Source organism: Streptomyces sp. TS71-3, from assembly GCF_018327685.1.
In the GTDB taxonomy this organism is placed as follows: domain Bacteria; phylum Actinomycetota; class Actinomycetes; order Streptomycetales; family Streptomycetaceae; genus Streptomyces.
In genome coordinates, this window is sequence record NZ_BNEL01000001.1 from 1,379,451 (window position 1) to 1,396,033 (window position 16,583).

The 16,583-nt window shown below is 71.7% G+C and carries 14 protein-coding genes; 8 read left to right on the top strand and 6 right to left on the bottom strand.

Annotated elements, in window-relative coordinates; genetic code table 11:
- Window positions 1-68 precede the first annotated feature (68 nt).
- Together Sm713_RS05775 and Sm713_RS05780 are read right to left on the bottom strand one after the other, a co-directional pair.
- Entirely contained in the window at window positions 69-1,127 is a 1,059-nt protein-coding gene (locus tag Sm713_RS05775; RefSeq protein ID WP_212908582.1) for a hypothetical protein, read from the bottom strand.
- Window positions 1,128-1,237: 110 nt separating this feature from the next.
- On the bottom strand, window positions 1,238-1,750 hold the full coding sequence (locus Sm713_RS05780) for a cupin domain-containing protein (RefSeq protein WP_212908583.1): 513 nt from the start codon (window positions 1,748-1,750) through the stop codon (window positions 1,238-1,240).
- A 192-nt stretch (window positions 1,751-1,942) separates the two neighbouring features.
- Here Sm713_RS05780 and Sm713_RS05785 point away from each other — a divergent pair, with 192 nt between their 5' ends.
- The 7 genes from Sm713_RS05785 (at window position 1,943) to Sm713_RS05815 (ending at window position 11,513) form a co-directional block, all read left to right on the top strand.
- Complete coding sequence (locus tag Sm713_RS05785; protein ID WP_212908584.1) at window positions 1,943-2,575, top strand: TetR/AcrR family transcriptional regulator; 633 nt, start codon at window positions 1,943-1,945, stop codon at window positions 2,573-2,575.
- 295 nt (window positions 2,576-2,870) lie between these two features.
- Window positions 2,871-4,472 (top strand): MFS transporter, encoded by a 1,602-nt coding sequence (locus Sm713_RS05790; protein ID WP_212908585.1) that lies wholly within the window; start codon window positions 2,871-2,873, stop codon window positions 4,470-4,472.
- A 108-nt stretch (window positions 4,473-4,580) separates the two neighbouring features.
- Complete coding sequence (locus Sm713_RS05795; protein ID WP_212908586.1) at window positions 4,581-5,726, top strand: VOC family protein; 1,146 nt, start codon at window positions 4,581-4,583, stop codon at window positions 5,724-5,726.
- Between the two features lie 28 nt (window positions 5,727-5,754).
- Window positions 5,755-6,705 (top strand): fumarylacetoacetate hydrolase family protein, encoded by a 951-nt coding sequence (locus Sm713_RS05800; RefSeq protein ID WP_212908587.1) that lies wholly within the window; start codon window positions 5,755-5,757, stop codon window positions 6,703-6,705.
- 7 nt (window positions 6,706-6,712) lie between these two features.
- Window positions 6,713-8,323, top strand: coding sequence for a bifunctional 3-(3-hydroxy-phenyl)propionate/3-hydroxycinnamic acid hydroxylase (locus Sm713_RS05805; RefSeq protein WP_212908588.1), 1,611 nt, complete (start codon window positions 6,713-6,715; stop codon window positions 8,321-8,323).
- The gene (locus tag Sm713_RS05810) at window positions 8,320-10,293 is read left to right on the top strand and encodes an acetoacetate--CoA ligase (protein ID WP_249416120.1); all 1,974 of its coding nucleotides are present in this window, start codon (window positions 8,320-8,322) and stop codon (window positions 10,291-10,293) included. The genes Sm713_RS05805 and Sm713_RS05810 overlap by 4 nt, the downstream gene beginning before the upstream one ends.
- Before the next feature lie 176 nt (window positions 10,294-10,469).
- The gene (locus Sm713_RS05815; protein WP_212908589.1) at window positions 10,470-11,513 is read left to right on the top strand and encodes a LuxR C-terminal-related transcriptional regulator; all 1,044 of its coding nucleotides are present in this window, start codon (window positions 10,470-10,472) and stop codon (window positions 11,511-11,513) included.
- 120 nt (window positions 11,514-11,633) lie between these two features.
- Here Sm713_RS05815 and Sm713_RS05820 read toward each other — a convergent pair whose 3' ends face one another.
- The 3 genes from Sm713_RS05820 to Sm713_RS05830 all read right to left on the bottom strand — a co-directional run bounded on the left by Sm713_RS05820 (window position 11,634) and on the right by Sm713_RS05830 (window position 14,623).
- The gene (locus Sm713_RS05820) at window positions 11,634-12,740 is read right to left on the bottom strand and encodes a GDSL-type esterase/lipase family protein (RefSeq protein WP_212908590.1); all 1,107 of its coding nucleotides are present in this window, start codon (window positions 12,738-12,740) and stop codon (window positions 11,634-11,636) included.
- 292 nt (window positions 12,741-13,032) lie between these two features.
- Window positions 13,033-13,704, bottom strand: a complete 672-nt coding sequence (locus Sm713_RS05825; RefSeq protein WP_212908591.1) for a VOC family protein — start codon at window positions 13,702-13,704, stop codon at window positions 13,033-13,035.
- Window positions 13,705-13,996: 292 nt separating this feature from the next.
- The gene (locus Sm713_RS05830) at window positions 13,997-14,623 is read right to left on the bottom strand and encodes a TetR/AcrR family transcriptional regulator (RefSeq protein WP_212908592.1); all 627 of its coding nucleotides are present in this window, start codon (window positions 14,621-14,623) and stop codon (window positions 13,997-13,999) included.
- A 445-nt stretch (window positions 14,624-15,068) separates the two neighbouring features.
- On the opposite strand from Sm713_RS05830, the gene Sm713_RS05835 reads away from it, so the two are divergent.
- Window positions 15,069-15,788: a hypothetical protein gene (locus tag Sm713_RS05835; RefSeq protein ID WP_212908593.1), complete on the top strand. Its 720-nt coding sequence runs from the start codon at window positions 15,069-15,071 to the stop codon at window positions 15,786-15,788.
- Window positions 15,789-15,853: 65 nt separating this feature from the next.
- Here the strand turns inward: Sm713_RS05835 and Sm713_RS05840 are convergent, their stop codons facing one another.
- A complete protein-coding gene (locus Sm713_RS05840; protein WP_212908594.1) occupies window positions 15,854-16,372 on the bottom strand; it encodes a GNAT family N-acetyltransferase in 519 nt (172 codons plus the stop codon).
- Window positions 16,373-16,583: the final 211 nt, after the last annotated feature.

Here is a 16,583-nt window from a genome sequence, read left to right on the forward strand (position 1 = left end):
CAGGGGGCCCGGCCGCAGTGGACGGCCGTTACGGCCGTTATGGCCGCGGGATATGGCGTAGGCCCCGATCAGGAAGCGCCGCGACCGAAGAGGGCAGAGAGGGCGGAGAGGGCGGAGAGATCGATCCTGCCTTCCTGCAGCTTCGGCACGTGCGGCGTCTGGTCGAGGCTGCTGTCCGTGATGTACAGCCGGTCGCCGCGCACCGCGGTGGCGGTGGGCGAGGCGATGCCGTCCGCCGCCGTCAGGACCGTCTCCGCCGTCCCGTCCGGGCGGACCAGGGCGATCTCGTTCGTCGCGTGCAGCGCGGCGAAGACCACGTCGGAGCGCCCGTTCAGGAAGGTGAAGTCGTCGATCCCCGGCACTTTGGTGGTGACGGTGCGGATCGGTCCGGCGCTGCCGTCGGCGGCCACCGGCGCCCGCAGCAGCGTGCCCCTGCTCTGGTTGGAGATCCACACGGCGCCGTCGTGGAAGCGGAGCCCGTTCGCGCCGTACGACGTGGGCGAGGAGCCGTCCATCGCCAGGGCGTCACCGGCCAGCCAGGCCGTGGCCGTGCCGCCGGAGGCGGGAACCGACCAGACGGTGGCCTTGACGCTGTCCGCCACGTACAGCGCCCGGCCGGACGGGTCGATGGCCAGACCGTTCGGCAACGCGCCCTCGGGCAGGCCCGCGAGGCGCACCGGGGAGCCGCCGGGCGCGAGCTTCCACACGCCCGACCGCGAGGCGTCGGTGGAGAAGACGTTGTAGTAGACGTTGCCCCGGTCGTCGAGCGCATTGCCGGCGAAGGCGTCCCCCGCGTGCCCGGTGACCAGCACCGTGCGCTCCCCGGACGGGGCGACGCGCACCAGCTCCGGCGCCTTGCCGACCGGGATGCCGAGCATGGACAGGGTGACCGAACCGTCCGGGCCGACGGTGATGTTCTCCGGCGACTCGCCGGCCGCGAAGTCGAAGGCCGCCGCCGTCCTCACGTGGGTGACGACCTGGGCGTCGTGGAGCGGGGCTCGGTCCGACGCGGAGGCGTAGGGCGCCGGGGCGAGGGCACCCACCGCGGCGGCGATCGCCGCGGCGAGTGCCATCCGGTTCTTGGCGAGTGCCGTCCGGTTCTTGAGGGAGGACTTCCTGGTGTTCATCGATCTCCGAAGGTGCTGCGCCGGCCGTCGCGTGTGACGAGGCCGGTCCGGCGGTGGGACGGCACGGGGACCGGCCATCCGGTCCGATATCTCCCTGATGGCGTTCCGGGTCACCGCTGCGTGTCGAGGAGAGCGGCCGGAATCATCTCGTCGGCGGCCAGCGGAGGCCCGAGCACGACCTGCCCGTTCGCGGCGGCCGACCTGCGCAGGGCCTCCGGGGTCACGGCCCAGCCCGCCGGCTTCGGCCGGGAGAGGTCCCAGCCCGCGTCGCGGAGGAAACCCTCCATGCCCGAGGGTGTGGCGATCGCCAGCATGTCGACGTCGTCCGAGGTGAACCGGTACGCGTGGGGGACGGCGCGCGGCAGGAAGGCGACCCCGCCCGCGTGGAGTTCGAAGCGGCGGTCACCCGCCCAGATCAGGCCGCTGCCGCGCAGCATCACGAAGATCTCGTCCTCGTCGGGGTGCACGTGCACGGGTGCGGCCGTGGCGGTCGGCACGGTCGAGCGGAACAGGCTCAGATGGCCGCCCGTGTGCTCGGCGTCCAGCAGAACCTCCATGATCCCGCCGCCGAGCCACTCCAGTCGCTCGTGCTCGCCGGCCAGGGCCACATAGGGAGAACTCACTTCGTTCCTTTCGCTCTCCGGCTGGTGGTTTCGATCGACGCTATGCGGAGGCTGCGGCTCCCGGAATCCCAGAAATCTGGGAGACCGCGGGTGCGGCTGTTCCACCGGTGCGGGTGCTCGCCGCTCGTCGCACGAGCGGCGCCCGCAAGTCCTGACAATTCCATCAGTTCTGTTATCGACTAGAATCGAGTCATGCAGTCCTCGGCCACTCAGCCTGCCAACCGCTTCGAGCGCCGTCGGGCCAAGACCCGTCAGGCGCTCATCGGTGCCGCCCGCCAGATGCTGGCCGAGCAGGCCGGTACGGAGGTGAGCATCCAAGCCATCGCCGACCGTGCGGATGTCGGTTTCGGCACCTTCTACAACCACTTCGAGACGAAGGACGCGCTCTTCGACGCGGCCGTCGCCGACGCGCTGGAGGAGTACGGGCAGCTGCTGGACTCGGTCACCTCCGGGATCGACGATCCGGCGGAGACGTTCGCTGCCAGCGTGCGCCTCACCCTCCAACTGGCCGCGAGCCACCCCGAGATCACGGCAATCCTCCGCTTCCGCGGACTGCAGCACGTGCACAGCGGGACGGGGCTGGGCCCGCGGGCCCTGCGCGACATCGAGGTCGGCAAGGCATCCGGCCGGTTCCGTATCGCCGACGCCCAGGTCGCGCTGAGCGTGGTCGGGGGAGCCGTCCTCGGGCTGGTCCAGCTCGGCGCCACCAGCGACCTCCCCGAGGCGGCGGGCGAGCAGACGGCCGAGATGGTACTGCGCATGCTCGGCCTGCCCGCGGACGAAGCCCACGAGGTGGCCACCCGGCCTCTGCCGGCCGTGAGTTAGGGCCGGGTGGCCCGGTAGCAACAGGAACCCGCGGGCGAGTGGCGCGGTCTCCGCCCGCTCGCGGTCATTCAGGGCTGAGCCCGGGGCCTCCCCGGCGGCGGTTGCCGATCACCGTCCAGCGGGCGCCCGCAATCCAACGGCCGCCCGCCATGCGCGAGTCTCGCACCCCCGCCCTGGCCGGCGGGACGCCCCTTGCGCCCTCCGCCGGATCCACCCCGCTGATGCGAAGGCACATCACAGCACTGAGTGAATGCTGCGATCGTAACTGATGAAATCCTCAGTTACGATCGATTCCATGAACATGCCTGCAAGCGGTGACAGCCCGATCCATGCGGGTCGCGCCGGTACCCGCGGCGTCCTCTCCGCCATGTGCCTGTCCCTGGTCCTGGTCGTCGCGTCGGTCTCCGCGCTCAACCTGGCCCTGCCGGACCTCGCCGTGGACCTCGACGCCACCAACTCGTCCTTGACCTGGATAGCCGACGGCTACACCGTCGCGCTGGCCGCCCTGGTCCTGCCCATGGGCGCACTCGGTGACCTCTTCGGCCGCCGCAAGGTCCTCATCCTCGGCAACCTGGTCTTCGGCGCGGCAGCCCTGCTCGCCGCCTTCTCCGACTCCACCGCCCACCTGATCGTCTGGCGTGTGGTGATGGGTGTCGGCGCGGCCATGATCATGCCGGGCACCCTGTCCACGATCACCTCCGTCTTCCCCGCCGGCAGGAAGGACCGCGGGGTGGCCACCTGGTCCGGGTTCGCCGCAGCCGGCGCCATCATCGGCATGCTGATCGCCGGAGGGCTCCTGGAGCAGTGGACCTGGAGGTCGATCTTCGTCGTCAGCGCCATCACCTCCCTGGCGTGCGCCCTGGCCGCCCTGCTCCTGGCGCCGGAGACGAGGAGTTCCGAGCCCGAGCCCTTCGACCGGGGCGGCGCCGTGACCACCGCTCTCATGGTCGGCACCCTCGTCTACGGGATCATCGAGGGCAGCGACCGGGGCTGGACGCGACCTGAGGTCCTGGCCGCCTTCGCCGTCTCCGTGCTGGGCCTGGTCGGCTACGCGCTGCTCGGGCTGCGCAGCCGCCACCCGCTCCTGGACCCCCGCCTGTTCGGCCTCCGCGGCTTCCGCGCCGGCACCATCGCGGTCCTGACCCAGTTCATGGCCGTCTTCGGGTTCTTCTTCGTCGGCCTGCAGTTCCTCCAGCTCATCCTCGGCTACGGGCCCCTCAGGAGCGCCGTCGCCCTCATCCCCGTCGCCGCCGTGGTGCTGCCCGCCTCGCAGCTCGCCCCCCGGCTCGTCCACCGTCTCGGTCACAAGGCCGTGATGCCCGCCGGCCTGCTGTGCCTGGCTGCGGGCATGCTCCGGCTGACCCGCCTGGATGCCGGCAGCGGCTATCCCGCGTTCCTCGTGGCCCTGATCCTCGCCGGTGCCGGGATCGGCCTGGTCGGTTCCTCGGGCACCAGTGCGATCGTCGACTCCCTCGGTCCCGACCGCCAGGGCGTGGCCTCCGCCATGAACGACGCCACCCGCGAGGTCGGCTCCGCCGTCGGCATCGCCATCATGGGCTCGGTCTTCTCCAGCCGGTACCGCTCCGCCCTGCCGAGCACCCTCGGTCAGCTGCCCTCCGGCGCCGCCGAAACCGTTCGTCATTCCGCCGCCGGAGGGCTGGAAGTCGCCTCCCACCTGGGTGCACGAGGACTCCGGCTCGCCGACGACGTCCGCGACGCCTTCATGGCCGGCTTCACCGATGCCATGGCCGTCATCTCCGTGATCATCGTTCTCGCCGCGCTCGCCTGCCTGGCCTCCGCCCCCCGCCGCATCAGGCCCGCGGCCGGTCGCCAGGCGGACGACGGCCCGGCCGCAGAAGCGGCCGATGCGCGCACCCCGAGCGTGCGGGTCCCGTGAGCGCGCGCATCGCCATCTCTCGCCGCGAAGACCTTGACGATGGAGTTGTCATAACTGATAGTTTCATCATTATGCCTTTCATCATTACGCGATGTCTTGGAGGGCGCCATGTCTGAAACCCGCCTCGACCGGGCTGGTGTCGCAACGGCCCACCAGGACCTCCACAGCGAGCGGGGCGCTCTGCGCGGCGAGCATCCGGGCAGCTCCGGGAATCCCGTGATCAAGGTGGCGGACCTGGCCTGGCTGGAGTTCGAGAAGCCGGACCTGGAGCGGGCCGCGGTCTTCGCCCGTGACTTCGGCTTCCAGATCGCAGCGTGCACCGAGCGGGAGCTGTGGCTGCGGGGCACCTTCGCGGGCTCGCCCTGCATGGTGATCCGGCGCGGTCGTACGTCCCGCTTCATCGGCCCGGCGTTCCGAGCCGCCGAACGCACCGACCTGGACCGGCTGGCCCGCGCCACCGGCACCGACGTGCGCGACGCGGACGTCCCCGGCGGCGGCCGGGTGGTCGACCTGCTCGACCCCTCGGGCCTGCCGGTGCGAGTGGCGCACTGTTCACAAACCCTGCCCGAGCTGCCGGGACAGCACCCGCTGCCGCTCAACTTCGGCACGGATCGCGGTCGCACGAACGCCCCCCAGCGCCCGCCGCGAGAGCCGTCCCGGATCCAGAGGCTTGGCCACGTGGTGCTGGAAACGAGGGTGTTCGCCCGGTGCCTGGACTGGTACCTGGACACCCTCGGCATGATCGTGTCCGACTTCCTCTTCCTGGACGGCCAGCGCGACCGCGGCCCGACCATGGCGTTCATCCGCTGCGACCAGGGCAGCCTCGCCGTCGACCACCACACCCTCGCCCTGCACCTGGGGCCGGGCAACGGGTACGTCCACTCCGCCTACCAGGTCACCGATCTCGACTCGCTCGCGGCCGGCGGCGAGTACCTCAGCGAGCGCGGCTACCGGCGCAGTTGGGGCATCGGCCGGCACATCCTGGGAAGCCAGCTCTTCGACTACTGGCGCGACCCCGGCCACCTCATGCTGGAGCACTTCGCGGACGGCGACCTCTTCTCCCGCGACGTCGAGCCCGGCTGGGCCCCCATGTCGACGAGCGGGCTGGCCCAGTGGGGGCCGCCTGCCACCCGCGACTTCCTCGGCGCGAGCCCCTCGCCGAGGCGGGTCCGCGACGTCGTCGAGGCCCTGCGCGGCGACAACGAGCTGGACCCGGCGCGTCTGCTGGGCCTGCTCAAGGCCGTCAACTCCTGACCTCCACCCGTCTGACGAGAGCAACGACATGACTACGAACGTCCTGCGCACCGCCGAAGGCTGGTGGGTCGTCCGCGACGACCGAGCCGTCCTCGCCGACACCAAGGCCACCACGACAGCCGAACTGATCGCCGACCGCGCCGCCGTCGAAGAGGCGGCCCATTCCGGCGGGCCGGGCACGCCCGTCATGGATCTCAGGGTGCTCTCCCCGGTCACCACGCCCTGCCGCGTGGTCGCGCAGATGGTCAACTACCACAGCCACGCTCGCGATTCGGGCTTCACGGGTGACATCCCGCCGACCTTCTTCCGCAAGGCATCAGGCTCGGTCAGCGGCCCGAGGGACCCCGTCGTGCGGCCCCCACACGTGAAGCTCCTCGACTACGAGGTCGAACTCGGCCTGGTCATGGGCGCCTGCCTGCCCATCGGCACCGTGGTCGAGGAACGGGACCTTCCCGCGTACGTCGCCGGGCTCGTCATCACCGACGACGTCAGCGCCCGTGACGTGCAGCTGGCCAAGACGCAGTTCTACGAGAGCAAGTCGTACCCGACCTTCACACCGTGCGGCCCCTACCTGACACTCCTGGAGCCCGAGGACTTCGCCCATCTCCTCGACCTGCGGCTGAAGTTGGGCGTCAACGGCGACCTGCGCCAGGACCGCACCCTCGCCGACATGATCGTCCGCCCCGCACGAGCCCTCACCCTGCTCGCCCGCTTCCAGACCCTCGACCCCGGTGACCTGCTGCTGACCGGCACTCCCGGCGGCACGGCACTGAAGGCCCCGCCCAAGCCGGTCGAGAAGATCGGTGCACTGCTGCCGCCGGCCCTGAAGTGGAAGACGTTCTTCAGAAGCCAGGCGAGGAACCCGCGCTACCTGCACGCGGGCGACACCGTCACCGCCAACATCGCCACCCCCGACGGGCGGATCGACCTGGGCGAGCAGCGCACCCCCGTGACCGACGCGCACCGAGACCCGGAGTGAGCCGCACATGACCGCCGACCGAGCCGCGCCGCCCCACCCCGCCGAGCACGTGCCAGTGGTGATCATCGGAGCCGGGCCCGTGGGCGTGACCGCCGCCCTCCTGCTCGCCCGGCGCGGAGTACCCAGCGTCCTGCTGGAACGCCACACCGGCGTCTATCCCCTCCCGCGCGCCCTGGTCGTCGACGACGAGGTACGCCGGATCATCCAGGCCGCGGGCATAGGTGAGCAATTCTCCGAGATCGCCCGCCCGGGCAACGGGCTGCGGCTGCTCGACGCCCGGCACCGGGTGATGGCCGAGTTCCGCCGCACCGGACACGGTCCGCACGGCTACCCGCAGACCAGCATGTTCGAACAGCCCGTACTCGAGCGGCTGCTGCGCGAGGCCCTGGCCCGGCGCCCCGCATGCGAACTGCGGGGCGGGGTGGAGGTCACCGGCATCGGCCCGGAGACCGAAGGCCCGGTCCGTGTGACGTACCGCGACGACGACGGCGAGCGGCAGCTGTGGGCCGACGCGGTCCTGGGCTGCGACGGTGCGAACAGCCTCACGCGCGACGCCATCGGTGCCGTCTGGGAGGACCTGGGCTTCGAGGAGAGCTGGACCGTCATCGACGTGCGCACGAGCGCCGGTGTGCGCTGCTGGGAGGGCGTCGACCAGGTCTGCGACCCGGACCGACCGGCCACCTTCATGCGCGTCGGCGAGGACACCTACCGCTGGGAGTTCCGGCTGCACGACGGGCAGGAGCGGCCGGTCCGCGAGCTGGTCGCTCCCTGGCTTCCACGCTCGTACGAGGGGGACTTCGAGGTCGTCCGCGAGGCGCGGTACACCTTCCGGGCACGCGTCGCCGACCGGTGGCGGAGCGGACGGGTCCTCCTCCTGGGTGATGCCGCCCACCTCACCCCGCCGTTCATCGGGCAAGGGCTCTGCGGTGGCCTGCGGGATGCCTACAACCTCGCCTGGAAACTCGCCCGCGTCCTCCAGCAGGGCTCCGACGAGCGGCTGCTGGACACCTACGAGAGCGAACGCAAGCCACACGCCCGCCATGTGATACGTCTCGCCGTAGCCACCGGCTGGGCCATGACCGGCGGCCAGGACCGCGCCGCCGCACTGCGCCGCGGCGCCCTGAGAGCGGCGGTCCGCATCCCCGGTCTCACCAGGGCCGCTGCCCGCGACCTGAGCCCGGCGCTGACCGCGGGGCCGCTGGTACGGCGCCGCACCCGGCTGAGCAGGCGAGGGCTCGGGGGCAGTCTGTGCCCGCAGCCGCGGGTGCGCGCCGACGGGGCGTCAACCCGGCTCGACGAGTTGCTCGGAGCCTCCTTCGCCGTGCTGAGCGCCGTGCCGCTCGCCCCCTCGCTACAGGCCCTCGCCGCCGGCCTGAGCGCCCCGGTCCTCTCCGTGGCCCAGCTCGGCGACGACGGCCGTCTTGCCGACTGGCTGCGCGCGGGAAGAGCGGACGCCGTACTGCTGCGACCGGACCGCGTCGTCCTGGACGTCGTCCCGGCCGGGGGCCGGGACTTCACCGGCGCCGCCGCCTGGGCCCCCCTCCTGCACACCACGCGCGGCCCCCACCCATCCCCGCGGACCGGCGACAATCGCCTGCCGAGGAGCGCCACACGATGACCATGCCGTACCCGGACCCCTTCATGACACCCGATCCGCGGACCGCCGCGGGCAGCCGCATCATGGACTTCGCCCGCCACGCCGGAGTGGACGGAACCGACTACACCGCCCTGCACCGCTGGTCGGTCACCGACCTGGCGGGTTTCTGGGGCGCGGTGTGGGAGTACTTCGACATCGACGCGGAGACCCCCTACGAGGAGGTGCTGGCCGAGGAGACCATGCCCGGCGCACGCTGGTTCCCCGGCGCCACCCTCAACTACACGCACCACGCGCTGCGCAACCTGCCCTCCGGCGCCCCGGCGGTCATCGCCCTTGACGAAGCCGGCGCCGGCTACCAGGTGACGGGCGAACGGCTGCGGGCCCAGGTCGCCTCCGTCGCGGCGACCCTGCGCGACCTGGGCGTGGGGAGGGGCGACCGGGTGGTGGGCTACCTGCCCAACACCCCGCACGCGATCGCCGCGTTCCTCGCCGCGGCGAGCCTGGGCGCCGTGTGGTCGGTGTGCGGGCAGGACTACGCCCCCACGGCGGCCGCCGACCGGTTCGCCCAGCTCGAACCCACCGTGCTGATCGCTGCCGACGGCTACCTCTTCAACGGCGAGGTCCACGATCGCCGCGACGCCGCCCTCGAACTCGCCGGCGCGCTGCCCACGCTGAAGGCGACCGTCCTGGTGGACCACATGGGGCTGCCGTGGCCGTCGCGGGCGCACCCGTCGCCGGTCGTCCCGTGGGAGGACACGTCCACCCGCACCGAGGAACTCACGTGTACACCGGTGCCGTTCGACCACCCGCTGTGGGTGGTGTTCTCCTCCGGCACCACCGGCCTGCCCAAGGGCATCGTCCATGGCCACGGCGGCGTCCTGCTGGAGCATCTGAAGACCCTGGGCCTGCACTCCGACCTCGGCCCAGGAGACCGCCTCCTGTGGTACACCACCACCCACTGGATGATGTGGAACCTGGTCGCCTCAACGCTTCTGACCGGTGCCACGACGTGCACCTACGAGGGCAGCCCGGCGCCCCTCGCCAGGCCCGACGTTCTGTGGGAACTGGCCGCCCGGCACCACGTCACGGTCTTCGGCACCAGCCCCCAATACCTCCTGGGCATGGCCAAGTTCGGTATCGACCCAGCCGTGCACGACCTGTCGTCCATCCGCGTGATCGGCTGCACCGGCTCCGCCCTGCCGGCCTCCGCCTACCCCTGGGTCCGCGACCACGTGGGCCACGGTGTGCTGCTGGCCTCGATCAGCGGCGGCACCGACGTGGTGTCCGGCTTCGCGGGCAGCGCGCCCACCACGCCGGTCTGGGCGGGGGAGCTGTCGGCGCCCCATCTCGGCGTGGCACTGGCCGCGTTCGACGCCGACGGCGCGGCGGTCACCGACCAGGTCGGCGAGCTCGTCGTCACCCGCCCGATGCCGTCGATGCCGCTGTCCCTGTGGAACGACCCCGACGGCAGCCGCTACCGGGACGCCTACTTCTCCTCCTACCCCGGCGTCTGGCGGCACGGCGACTGGATCACCCACACCGCCCATGGTTCGGTGATCGTCCACGGCCGCTCCGACAGCACGTTGAACCGCAACGGCGTCCGGCTCGGCAGCGCCGACATCCACGACGTCGTCGAACGCCTGCCCGAGATCACCGAGGCCCTGGTCATCGGCGCGGAGGAGCCGGACGGGGGCTACTGGATGCCGCTGTTCGTGGTCCTCACGCCCGGCGCGGTCCTGGACGGCACCCTTCGCGAGAAGATCCGCGACGCCGTCCGGACCGGTGCCTCACCCCGCCACGTTCCCGACGAGATCCTCGAAGTACCGGGCATCCCGCACACCCGCACCGGCAAGAAGCTGGAGGTCCCGGTGAAACGCATGCTCCAGGGCGCCCCGGCCGAGCAGGTCGTCGACACCGCGGCAGTGGACGCGCCCCACCTCCTCGACCACTACGCCCGTCTGGGCGCCGAACGCCGGGACCGGTCGGCATGACCACCGCACAGGCCACCCTCGCCGTCGCGCTCTGCCTGGTCCTCCTGCCCCGTGCGGGCCCTGCCCGCCGCCGTACCGACCCTGGCCGATTGGGACCCCGCGACCGGGGCCGGACGGCCGGCACGGCCGGGGTGAGCTGGAACATCGTCCCTGGGGAGCGTCCTTACACTGTCCCCGTGCCGAAGCTGCAGGACGACATCGAGCGGATATGCCGGCTCGGCCTGGACTCGCGGACGCTGCGTTCCCGGGTCATGGCCCGGCTGCGCAGGGACGTCCGCTACGACGCGTTCTGCTTCGGCACCGTCGACCCCTGGACGCTGCTCGTCACCGACGACGTCTCCGAGGGGATCCCGCCCGGCAACGCCGCGCTCGCGTCGCACAACGAGTACCTGGAGTCCGACGTCGACAAGTTCGCCGACCTGGCGCGGAGCGGCCGCACGGTCGGCATTCTCAGCGACAGCACGGGCGGTGATCCGCGCAGGAGCCGCCGCTTCCGCACGGTCCTGCCGGTCATCGGCGCCGAGCACGAACTGCGTGCCGTCTTCCTGGCGGACGGGGAGTGCTGGGGCGCGGTGTCCTTGTTCCGGCGCGGTGAGCGGACGGACTTCACCGCGCGGGACGCGGCGCTGGTACGCGCGCTGTCGCGGCCGGTCGCGGTGGCCCTGCGCCGCGCCTGCGCCGGCACGCCGCCGCCCGCGGCGCAGGGCGTGCCCGGCCCGGGTGTCCTCGTGCTCGACCGGCTCGGCCGCACCCTGGTCGCCAACGAGACGGCGCGGCGGTGGCTGCACGAGCTCGGCACGCTGCCCCTCCACGAAGTGGCGGCGGCGGCCCGAGCCGGGCGAGGCGAGGAGGCGTACCTACGGGTGCGGGCGCGCACCGGACGCTGGCTGTCGTTGTGGGGTTCGACGCTGAACGGGGAGCCGGACAGCGGCGCCTCGGTCGTCATCCAGCCGACACCGGCCTCCGACATCACCCGGACACTGGCCCGTGTCTACGAGCTGACGGTGCGGGAGCGGGAGATCCTGGAACAGGTGGTCTCCGGCCGGTCCTCGACGGGAATCGCCTCCGTCCTGGCCATGTCCCGGTACACCGTGCAGGACCATCTGAAATCCATCTTCACCAAGTTCGGCGTGAGCAGCCGGGGGCAGCTGGTGGCCCGTGCCCTTGACCTCCCGTCGGGGTCGCCGGCAGCCGCGCACACTCCGGAGTCCGCTCCCTGATCCGGCCTGATCCCACCTGATCCCGCCTGATCCGAACGGAAGGCCCTGGCCATCGGGTCGGCCCGGCCATCGGGTTCGACGGACCCCGGCCATCGGGTCGGCCCGGCCATCGGGCCCGGCCTAGCCGATCGGGTCGGCCTTCCAGCCGGTCGTGGCCGTGATGACGCCGGTCAGCAGCCGGGCTGCCCTCTCGTGGGCCGCGACGCCCGGGTGGACGCCGTCGGTGTAGTCGCCCGCGTCCACCGACAGCCAGCCCGTGGTGTCGACGTAGACGATCCTGGGGTCGTCCGCCTGGGTGACGGCCGTGGCGATGTCGGCGGCCTTGTAGCCGCCGAAGGGGCGCATCGCGAAGATCCACGCGTGCGGGTAGGCGGCACGGATCTGCTTCAGGTAGCTCAGGTAGCCGGGGAGGAAGGGCTCCTTGCCGAGGACGCCGTCGTTCGTGCCCTGGTTGACGACCACGGCGTCGGGGCCAAAGCGCGGGTCGGCCGGGGAGTCCTGGAAGTTCCAGCCGAAGGACTGGCCGGCGGTCGGAACGCCGCCGTTGCCCGGCACCAGGATGCCCTGCCGGCCGAAGCCCACCTGGCTGGTGCGGGCGTGGAAGGCCCGTCCCGTCAGGTAGGCGAAGTCCTTGGTGCCGTCGTCGCAGTCCGTGCCGACCTGCCCGCACAGGGCCTTGACGCCCTGGGTGATGGAGTCGCCCAGGAACTCCATCCGGAGCGGCCCGCGCGGCGCCGCCCGCTGGACGCGGGCGCCGCGGTCCAGCTCCAGGCCCGTGAGGACCAGGCCGGACTGCATCGGGACGACCCACCGGTTCGCGTGCTCGTTGACGTCCTTGACGGTGATCTCGGCGGTGTGCCGGCGGCCCTGAAGCGGTACCGCGGTGAAGTCGATCCGGTCCTGGTCCACCTGGTACAGGGCGGGCGGCCCCCCGTCGATGGACACGTAGACCTGGGCGGGCAGCGTCACCGCGGAGGTGTCGAAGCGGCCCGCGAGGGTGTGGCCGGTGAAGCGGAACCGCAGCGCGGAGCCGGAGTTGGGAGTGATCATGCTGGAGCCGACGCGGCCCCAGTGGCCGTCGAAGCTCAGGTGCGGGTCGGTCGCCGGGACCTCGGCGACCCAGGCCGGCGCCGGACGGGGCTGGTCCGGCACGGGACGGGCCTGTGCCGGCATGGAGATGCCCACGGCGCAGATCAGCAGGAGCGCGGTCGAGGCGGCTGGCTTCACAAGGCGTCTGTAGCGCACGGTCATGACCTTCCGGTGAGCGGGAGAGGAGGTGTCGGCGGCCGGGGGATGTCCACCATGTGCGGACGGGTGCTGGGGATATCCGGCACCAGGGGGCCGGACGGAGGCGACGACGACTTCTTCATACCCGCGCACGGGCGCGAGCGACCGCGGGGTTACGTCGCCTGGCCCCGCGGTGTCACGCCGCCCGGTAACGGACAAAGTGCCGTGGGCACGGGCGCCGCTGGGGTTGCCGGAGCGCCGGATCCCCTCGGTGAGGTGGTTCCCGGAGGCTCTACAGGTCGGCCGGGTCCCTGCGCAGCGTGACCTCGCGCCCGGACGCGGTGCGCACCGTGACCGCGCGCACGCCGGGCCGGCCGGGCACGACCGCCAGCGGCAGCCGCTCGAAGGTCTCGGCACCGATGTGCTCCCGCAGTTCCGCGGCGTCAGCGCCGATCTCCAGGCGGGTCACCGCCGCCCCCCGATCACCGCGCTCCGTCGCCCCGCGATCCGGGTTGGTGGCGGGGTCCTCCCGGTAGAACCAGTTCGGCAGCCCCCGGCGCCAGCACGTGTCGAGTGCGCGGCCGGGGCCGGGCGCGGTGGTGATGACGCGCTGGGTGCCGTCGGGCTGGACGCGCCCCGGAAGCCGCGCCACTTCGCCGCCGAGCCGCCGCGCGACCGCGGCCAGCTCCTCAAGGGTGTCGGCGCGCAGGCTCCAGAACATCCACCGGTCGCCGTCCGCGAGGGCCCGGTCGAACCAGGCAGCCGCCGCATCCCGCTCGGCTGCGGGTGCCGTCACCGCCTCGACCTCCAGGTAGACGTCCTCGCCGAGCGGGAAGACCGTGTTCGCGATGCCGGCGGCGAAGACGCCACCGTCGTAGTGGGCGAGTCCTGTCTCCTCCCGCACCCGGCGGACGCCGTCGCCCAACTCGCGGACGCCCAGGCAGAGGTGGTCAAGGTGAAACATGTCGATCCTTCCGGGTTCACCACGTCACGGGGAGTTCGTGCGCCTGAACGGGCAACGGCTCCGCGCCGTCGAGTACCGGGGCACGCCGGACGGGGCACGTCGGCCGGGACGCGCCGGACGCGACCTGCGGCACCGCGGTCCTCCTGCGGAGCCGTCAAGTTACCAAACGATCGTTCAGATACTTACTGAACAGATGTTAGGAATCTTGAGGGCACTCGTCCACCCTCCTGGTCGAGATCGCCGCCGCAGAGAAGAACGGCCGGGATGAGATATGGGGAGGAGACGCCGCGTTTCAGGCAAAAACGAGCGACACGAACTCGTCGACGAACGACATCACGGAGTCCGCATCGGCGTGCTTGGGGGAGTTCTGGAAGAGGGCGACGCGACCGTGCGCGCCGACGAACGCGATCACGGCAGCTCGCTCGGCGGGCACCCGGAGCGCGACCCCCGCTGCCGCGCAGCGCGCGAAGCCGGCGACGAGCAGGTCGATCACGTCGGCCAGCGGCCCGGCCTGGCGGGCGCCGGGCGCGGTCGGGGGAGGCCCGTTGGCCGTCATCAGCCGGTAGTGCCCCGGGTTGTCCATCGCGAACCGGCACGAGGCGTGGAGCATCGCCCGCACGCGGCCCACCACATCGCCGGAGTCCACGCGAACCTCGGCCGCCTCCATCGCGGCGTGGAGCCGGGCGAACTCGTGGTCGGTGAGGCCCGCTACGAGCGCCGCACGATCGGTGAAGTGCTGGTAGATGCTGGCCGGCGCGATACCGGCGGCGCGGGCGACGCCGCGGATGGTCAGCCCGTCCTCCCCGTCGAGCTCGGACAGCAACCGGCTGGCCGCGGCGAGGATCTCCCCGCGCAGCCGCTCGCCCTCCCCCCAACGGTTGCGCCTGCGCCGGGCGCTGACCTGGGCCTCTTCCGACACGTCCCTATTCTTACCACCCGGGCGCCCGGTCGAGGCCCGGTCGGGGCTTCTGCCCTTGGAGCGTTGAAGCCTGACGGCATAAGCAACTGTCCGCTGTCCGACCAGGCATGGACGGCGCCGGAGGCGTTCACCGTAGCCGTCGCGGGGTTCCGCGGGGCTGCCGCCGGGGAATCGAGAGTCCGGAGCCCGGGGGTCCTGGGATCCGGGGGATTCTGAGCGGTCCATTCGGCATTCCGCGTAACGTGACCGATCGCCTGTACGGGGGAGAGAACCCGGAGCCGTGCCGCGACAGGCGGCGTGCCTTGCCGTCGGCGTTCCACCTGTTTGATAGGGAATCTCCCATCCGAAGCGCCGTGGCTTCCACGCTGTGTATGCCCGGGAGCATCGCGCCGCTTCAGCCGAACTCCGCGCCGCGTCGGCGCGACGCGAGAGCCGAGGGAAGACCATGGGTTGGAAACTCACACGCCGGGCGGCGGCGACGTCGGCGGCTCTCGTCGGAGTCGTCGCACTCGTCGCGGCGGTGCTGCCGAAGACCGGCGCCGGAATGCCGATCCGGACCGCACCGTCATTTGGAACCGTTGCCGCGAAGTCGGACCCGGACACACAGCCACCACCCCCGCAGCTCCCCCGCGGCTTCCGGGGAAAGGGCACGTACATCGTCCGGGATCTGGGCGTCACGGTGCCGTTCAGCTGGCAGGGGAGAAGCGGTGACAGCCAGATGGTCGCGGGAGGCCCGCAGTACCCGATCTGGTTCACGAACCTGATCTACCGCGGCTCGCTCTACACGCTGACGTATAAATGGCCCGGCCTGACCGAACATCCGTGTTCACGGATTCCGGGATTCGATCTGGACCAGCTAAACCAGGCGTTCCAGACCGCCCGGTTCGTCGGCCCCGAGACTCTGGAGCGGAACCCGCAGCGGCATGTGAACCACTGGAGGGTCGGCGTCGTGCTGCCGAAACTCCCGCCGGGAAATTTCCTGCGGTTCCCGCTCGCGCTCGGTGACATCTACGTCGACCAGGGGAACCGGGGTACGTTCTGGCAGGTTCTTCAGTTCGGTGTCCAGAACCTCTACGACCCGGAGCTGGACGAGTGGCTCGTGATGGACACGTTCGAGCACCAAGCCGGAACGGTCACGCTTCCGGCGGAGTGCTCGGCGGTGTGAGCGAAGGCCGGTTGCCTGAGTTCGCGGAGGTGGAGCGGACGGCGGCCGGCATGTGACGGCCCTCGTCAGTCTTCTACGGTCCTGATGGCAGGGAGTCGTTCCGCTCGCCGTGCCATGAGGTAGATGCGGTTGTGCGTGCGCTGGACCTCGTGGAGCAGGGTGAAGCTCTGCGTCTCGTAATAGCGGACCAGGCCAGGGAACATGCAGCCTCGCCGTACCCACTGCTTCCCCTCGCGGGCGGCGCGATCCACGGCCCACAGGGCGATCAGGGTTGCGGGCTTGTGGTGGCGGTAGGCCGGGTCCGTCACCGTCGTGAAGAGGTAGTCGGCGGGCTCGTCGAGCTCCTCGTCGGTCCAGCCCCACGGCAGGGTTTCCCGCATCACGGTGGTGCAGCCCACGACGTGGGCACCGTCGGCTTCGAGCACCCACATCGCGCCGTGGGGGTTCTCGGCCTGGGCTGCGAGGTCGTCCGCGCTGTCGCGCCAGGTCGGCATGCCGCGCTCCTCCAGCCAGGTGGAGCGGGCGCGGATCATGGCGGCGACGGCGGGGGTGTCCGCTGCGGTGGCCGGACGCATCGTGAACATCTGGGGTTCCGTATCTTCAAGGGGCCGGGCGGGCTCCCACGGGCAGGACGCCGGTGTGTGAGGCCGCCGAAGTGGCGAGGTGAACCGCCGGGGTGCCGGTCTGGAACTTCCACGCGGTCGCGTCGACGCGATGGTCTCGCCACCGGCCACCAAGTTCGGCGTCCGCTCCGGAAGTAACGGCGCGATCCGCGCCCATTGCGGATCAGTCAAC

Excerpts from the sequence above, each read along its gene's own strand:
- Sm713_RS05835 (WP_212908593.1), top strand. The coding sequence starts at position 15,069 with ATGGGTTGGAAACTCACACGCCGGGCGGCGGCGACGTCGGCGGCTCTC.
- Sm713_RS05795 (WP_212908586.1), top strand. The coding sequence starts at position 4,581 with ATGTCTGAAACCCGCCTCGACCGGGCTGGTGTCGCAACGGCCCACCAG.
- Sm713_RS05805 (WP_212908588.1), top strand. The coding sequence starts at position 6,713 with ATGACCGCCGACCGAGCCGCGCCGCCCCACCCCGCCGAGCACGTGCCA.
- Sm713_RS05810 (WP_249416120.1), top strand. The coding sequence starts at position 8,320 with ATGACCATGCCGTACCCGGACCCCTTCATGACACCCGATCCGCGGACC.
- Sm713_RS05800 (WP_212908587.1), top strand. The coding sequence starts at position 5,755 with ATGACTACGAACGTCCTGCGCACCGCCGAAGGCTGGTGGGTCGTCCGC.
- Sm713_RS05785 (WP_212908584.1), top strand. The coding sequence starts at position 1,943 with ATGCAGTCCTCGGCCACTCAGCCTGCCAACCGCTTCGAGCGCCGTCGG.
- Sm713_RS05790 (WP_212908585.1), top strand. The coding sequence starts at position 2,871 with ATGAACATGCCTGCAAGCGGTGACAGCCCGATCCATGCGGGTCGCGCC.
- Sm713_RS05840 (WP_212908594.1), bottom strand. The coding sequence starts at position 16,372 with ATGTTCACGATGCGTCCGGCCACCGCAGCGGACACCCCCGCCGTCGCC.
- Sm713_RS05775 (WP_212908582.1), bottom strand. The coding sequence starts at position 1,127 with ATGAACACCAGGAAGTCCTCCCTCAAGAACCGGACGGCACTCGCCAAG.
- Sm713_RS05825 (WP_212908591.1), bottom strand. The coding sequence starts at position 13,704 with ATGTTTCACCTTGACCACCTCTGCCTGGGCGTCCGCGAGTTGGGCGAC.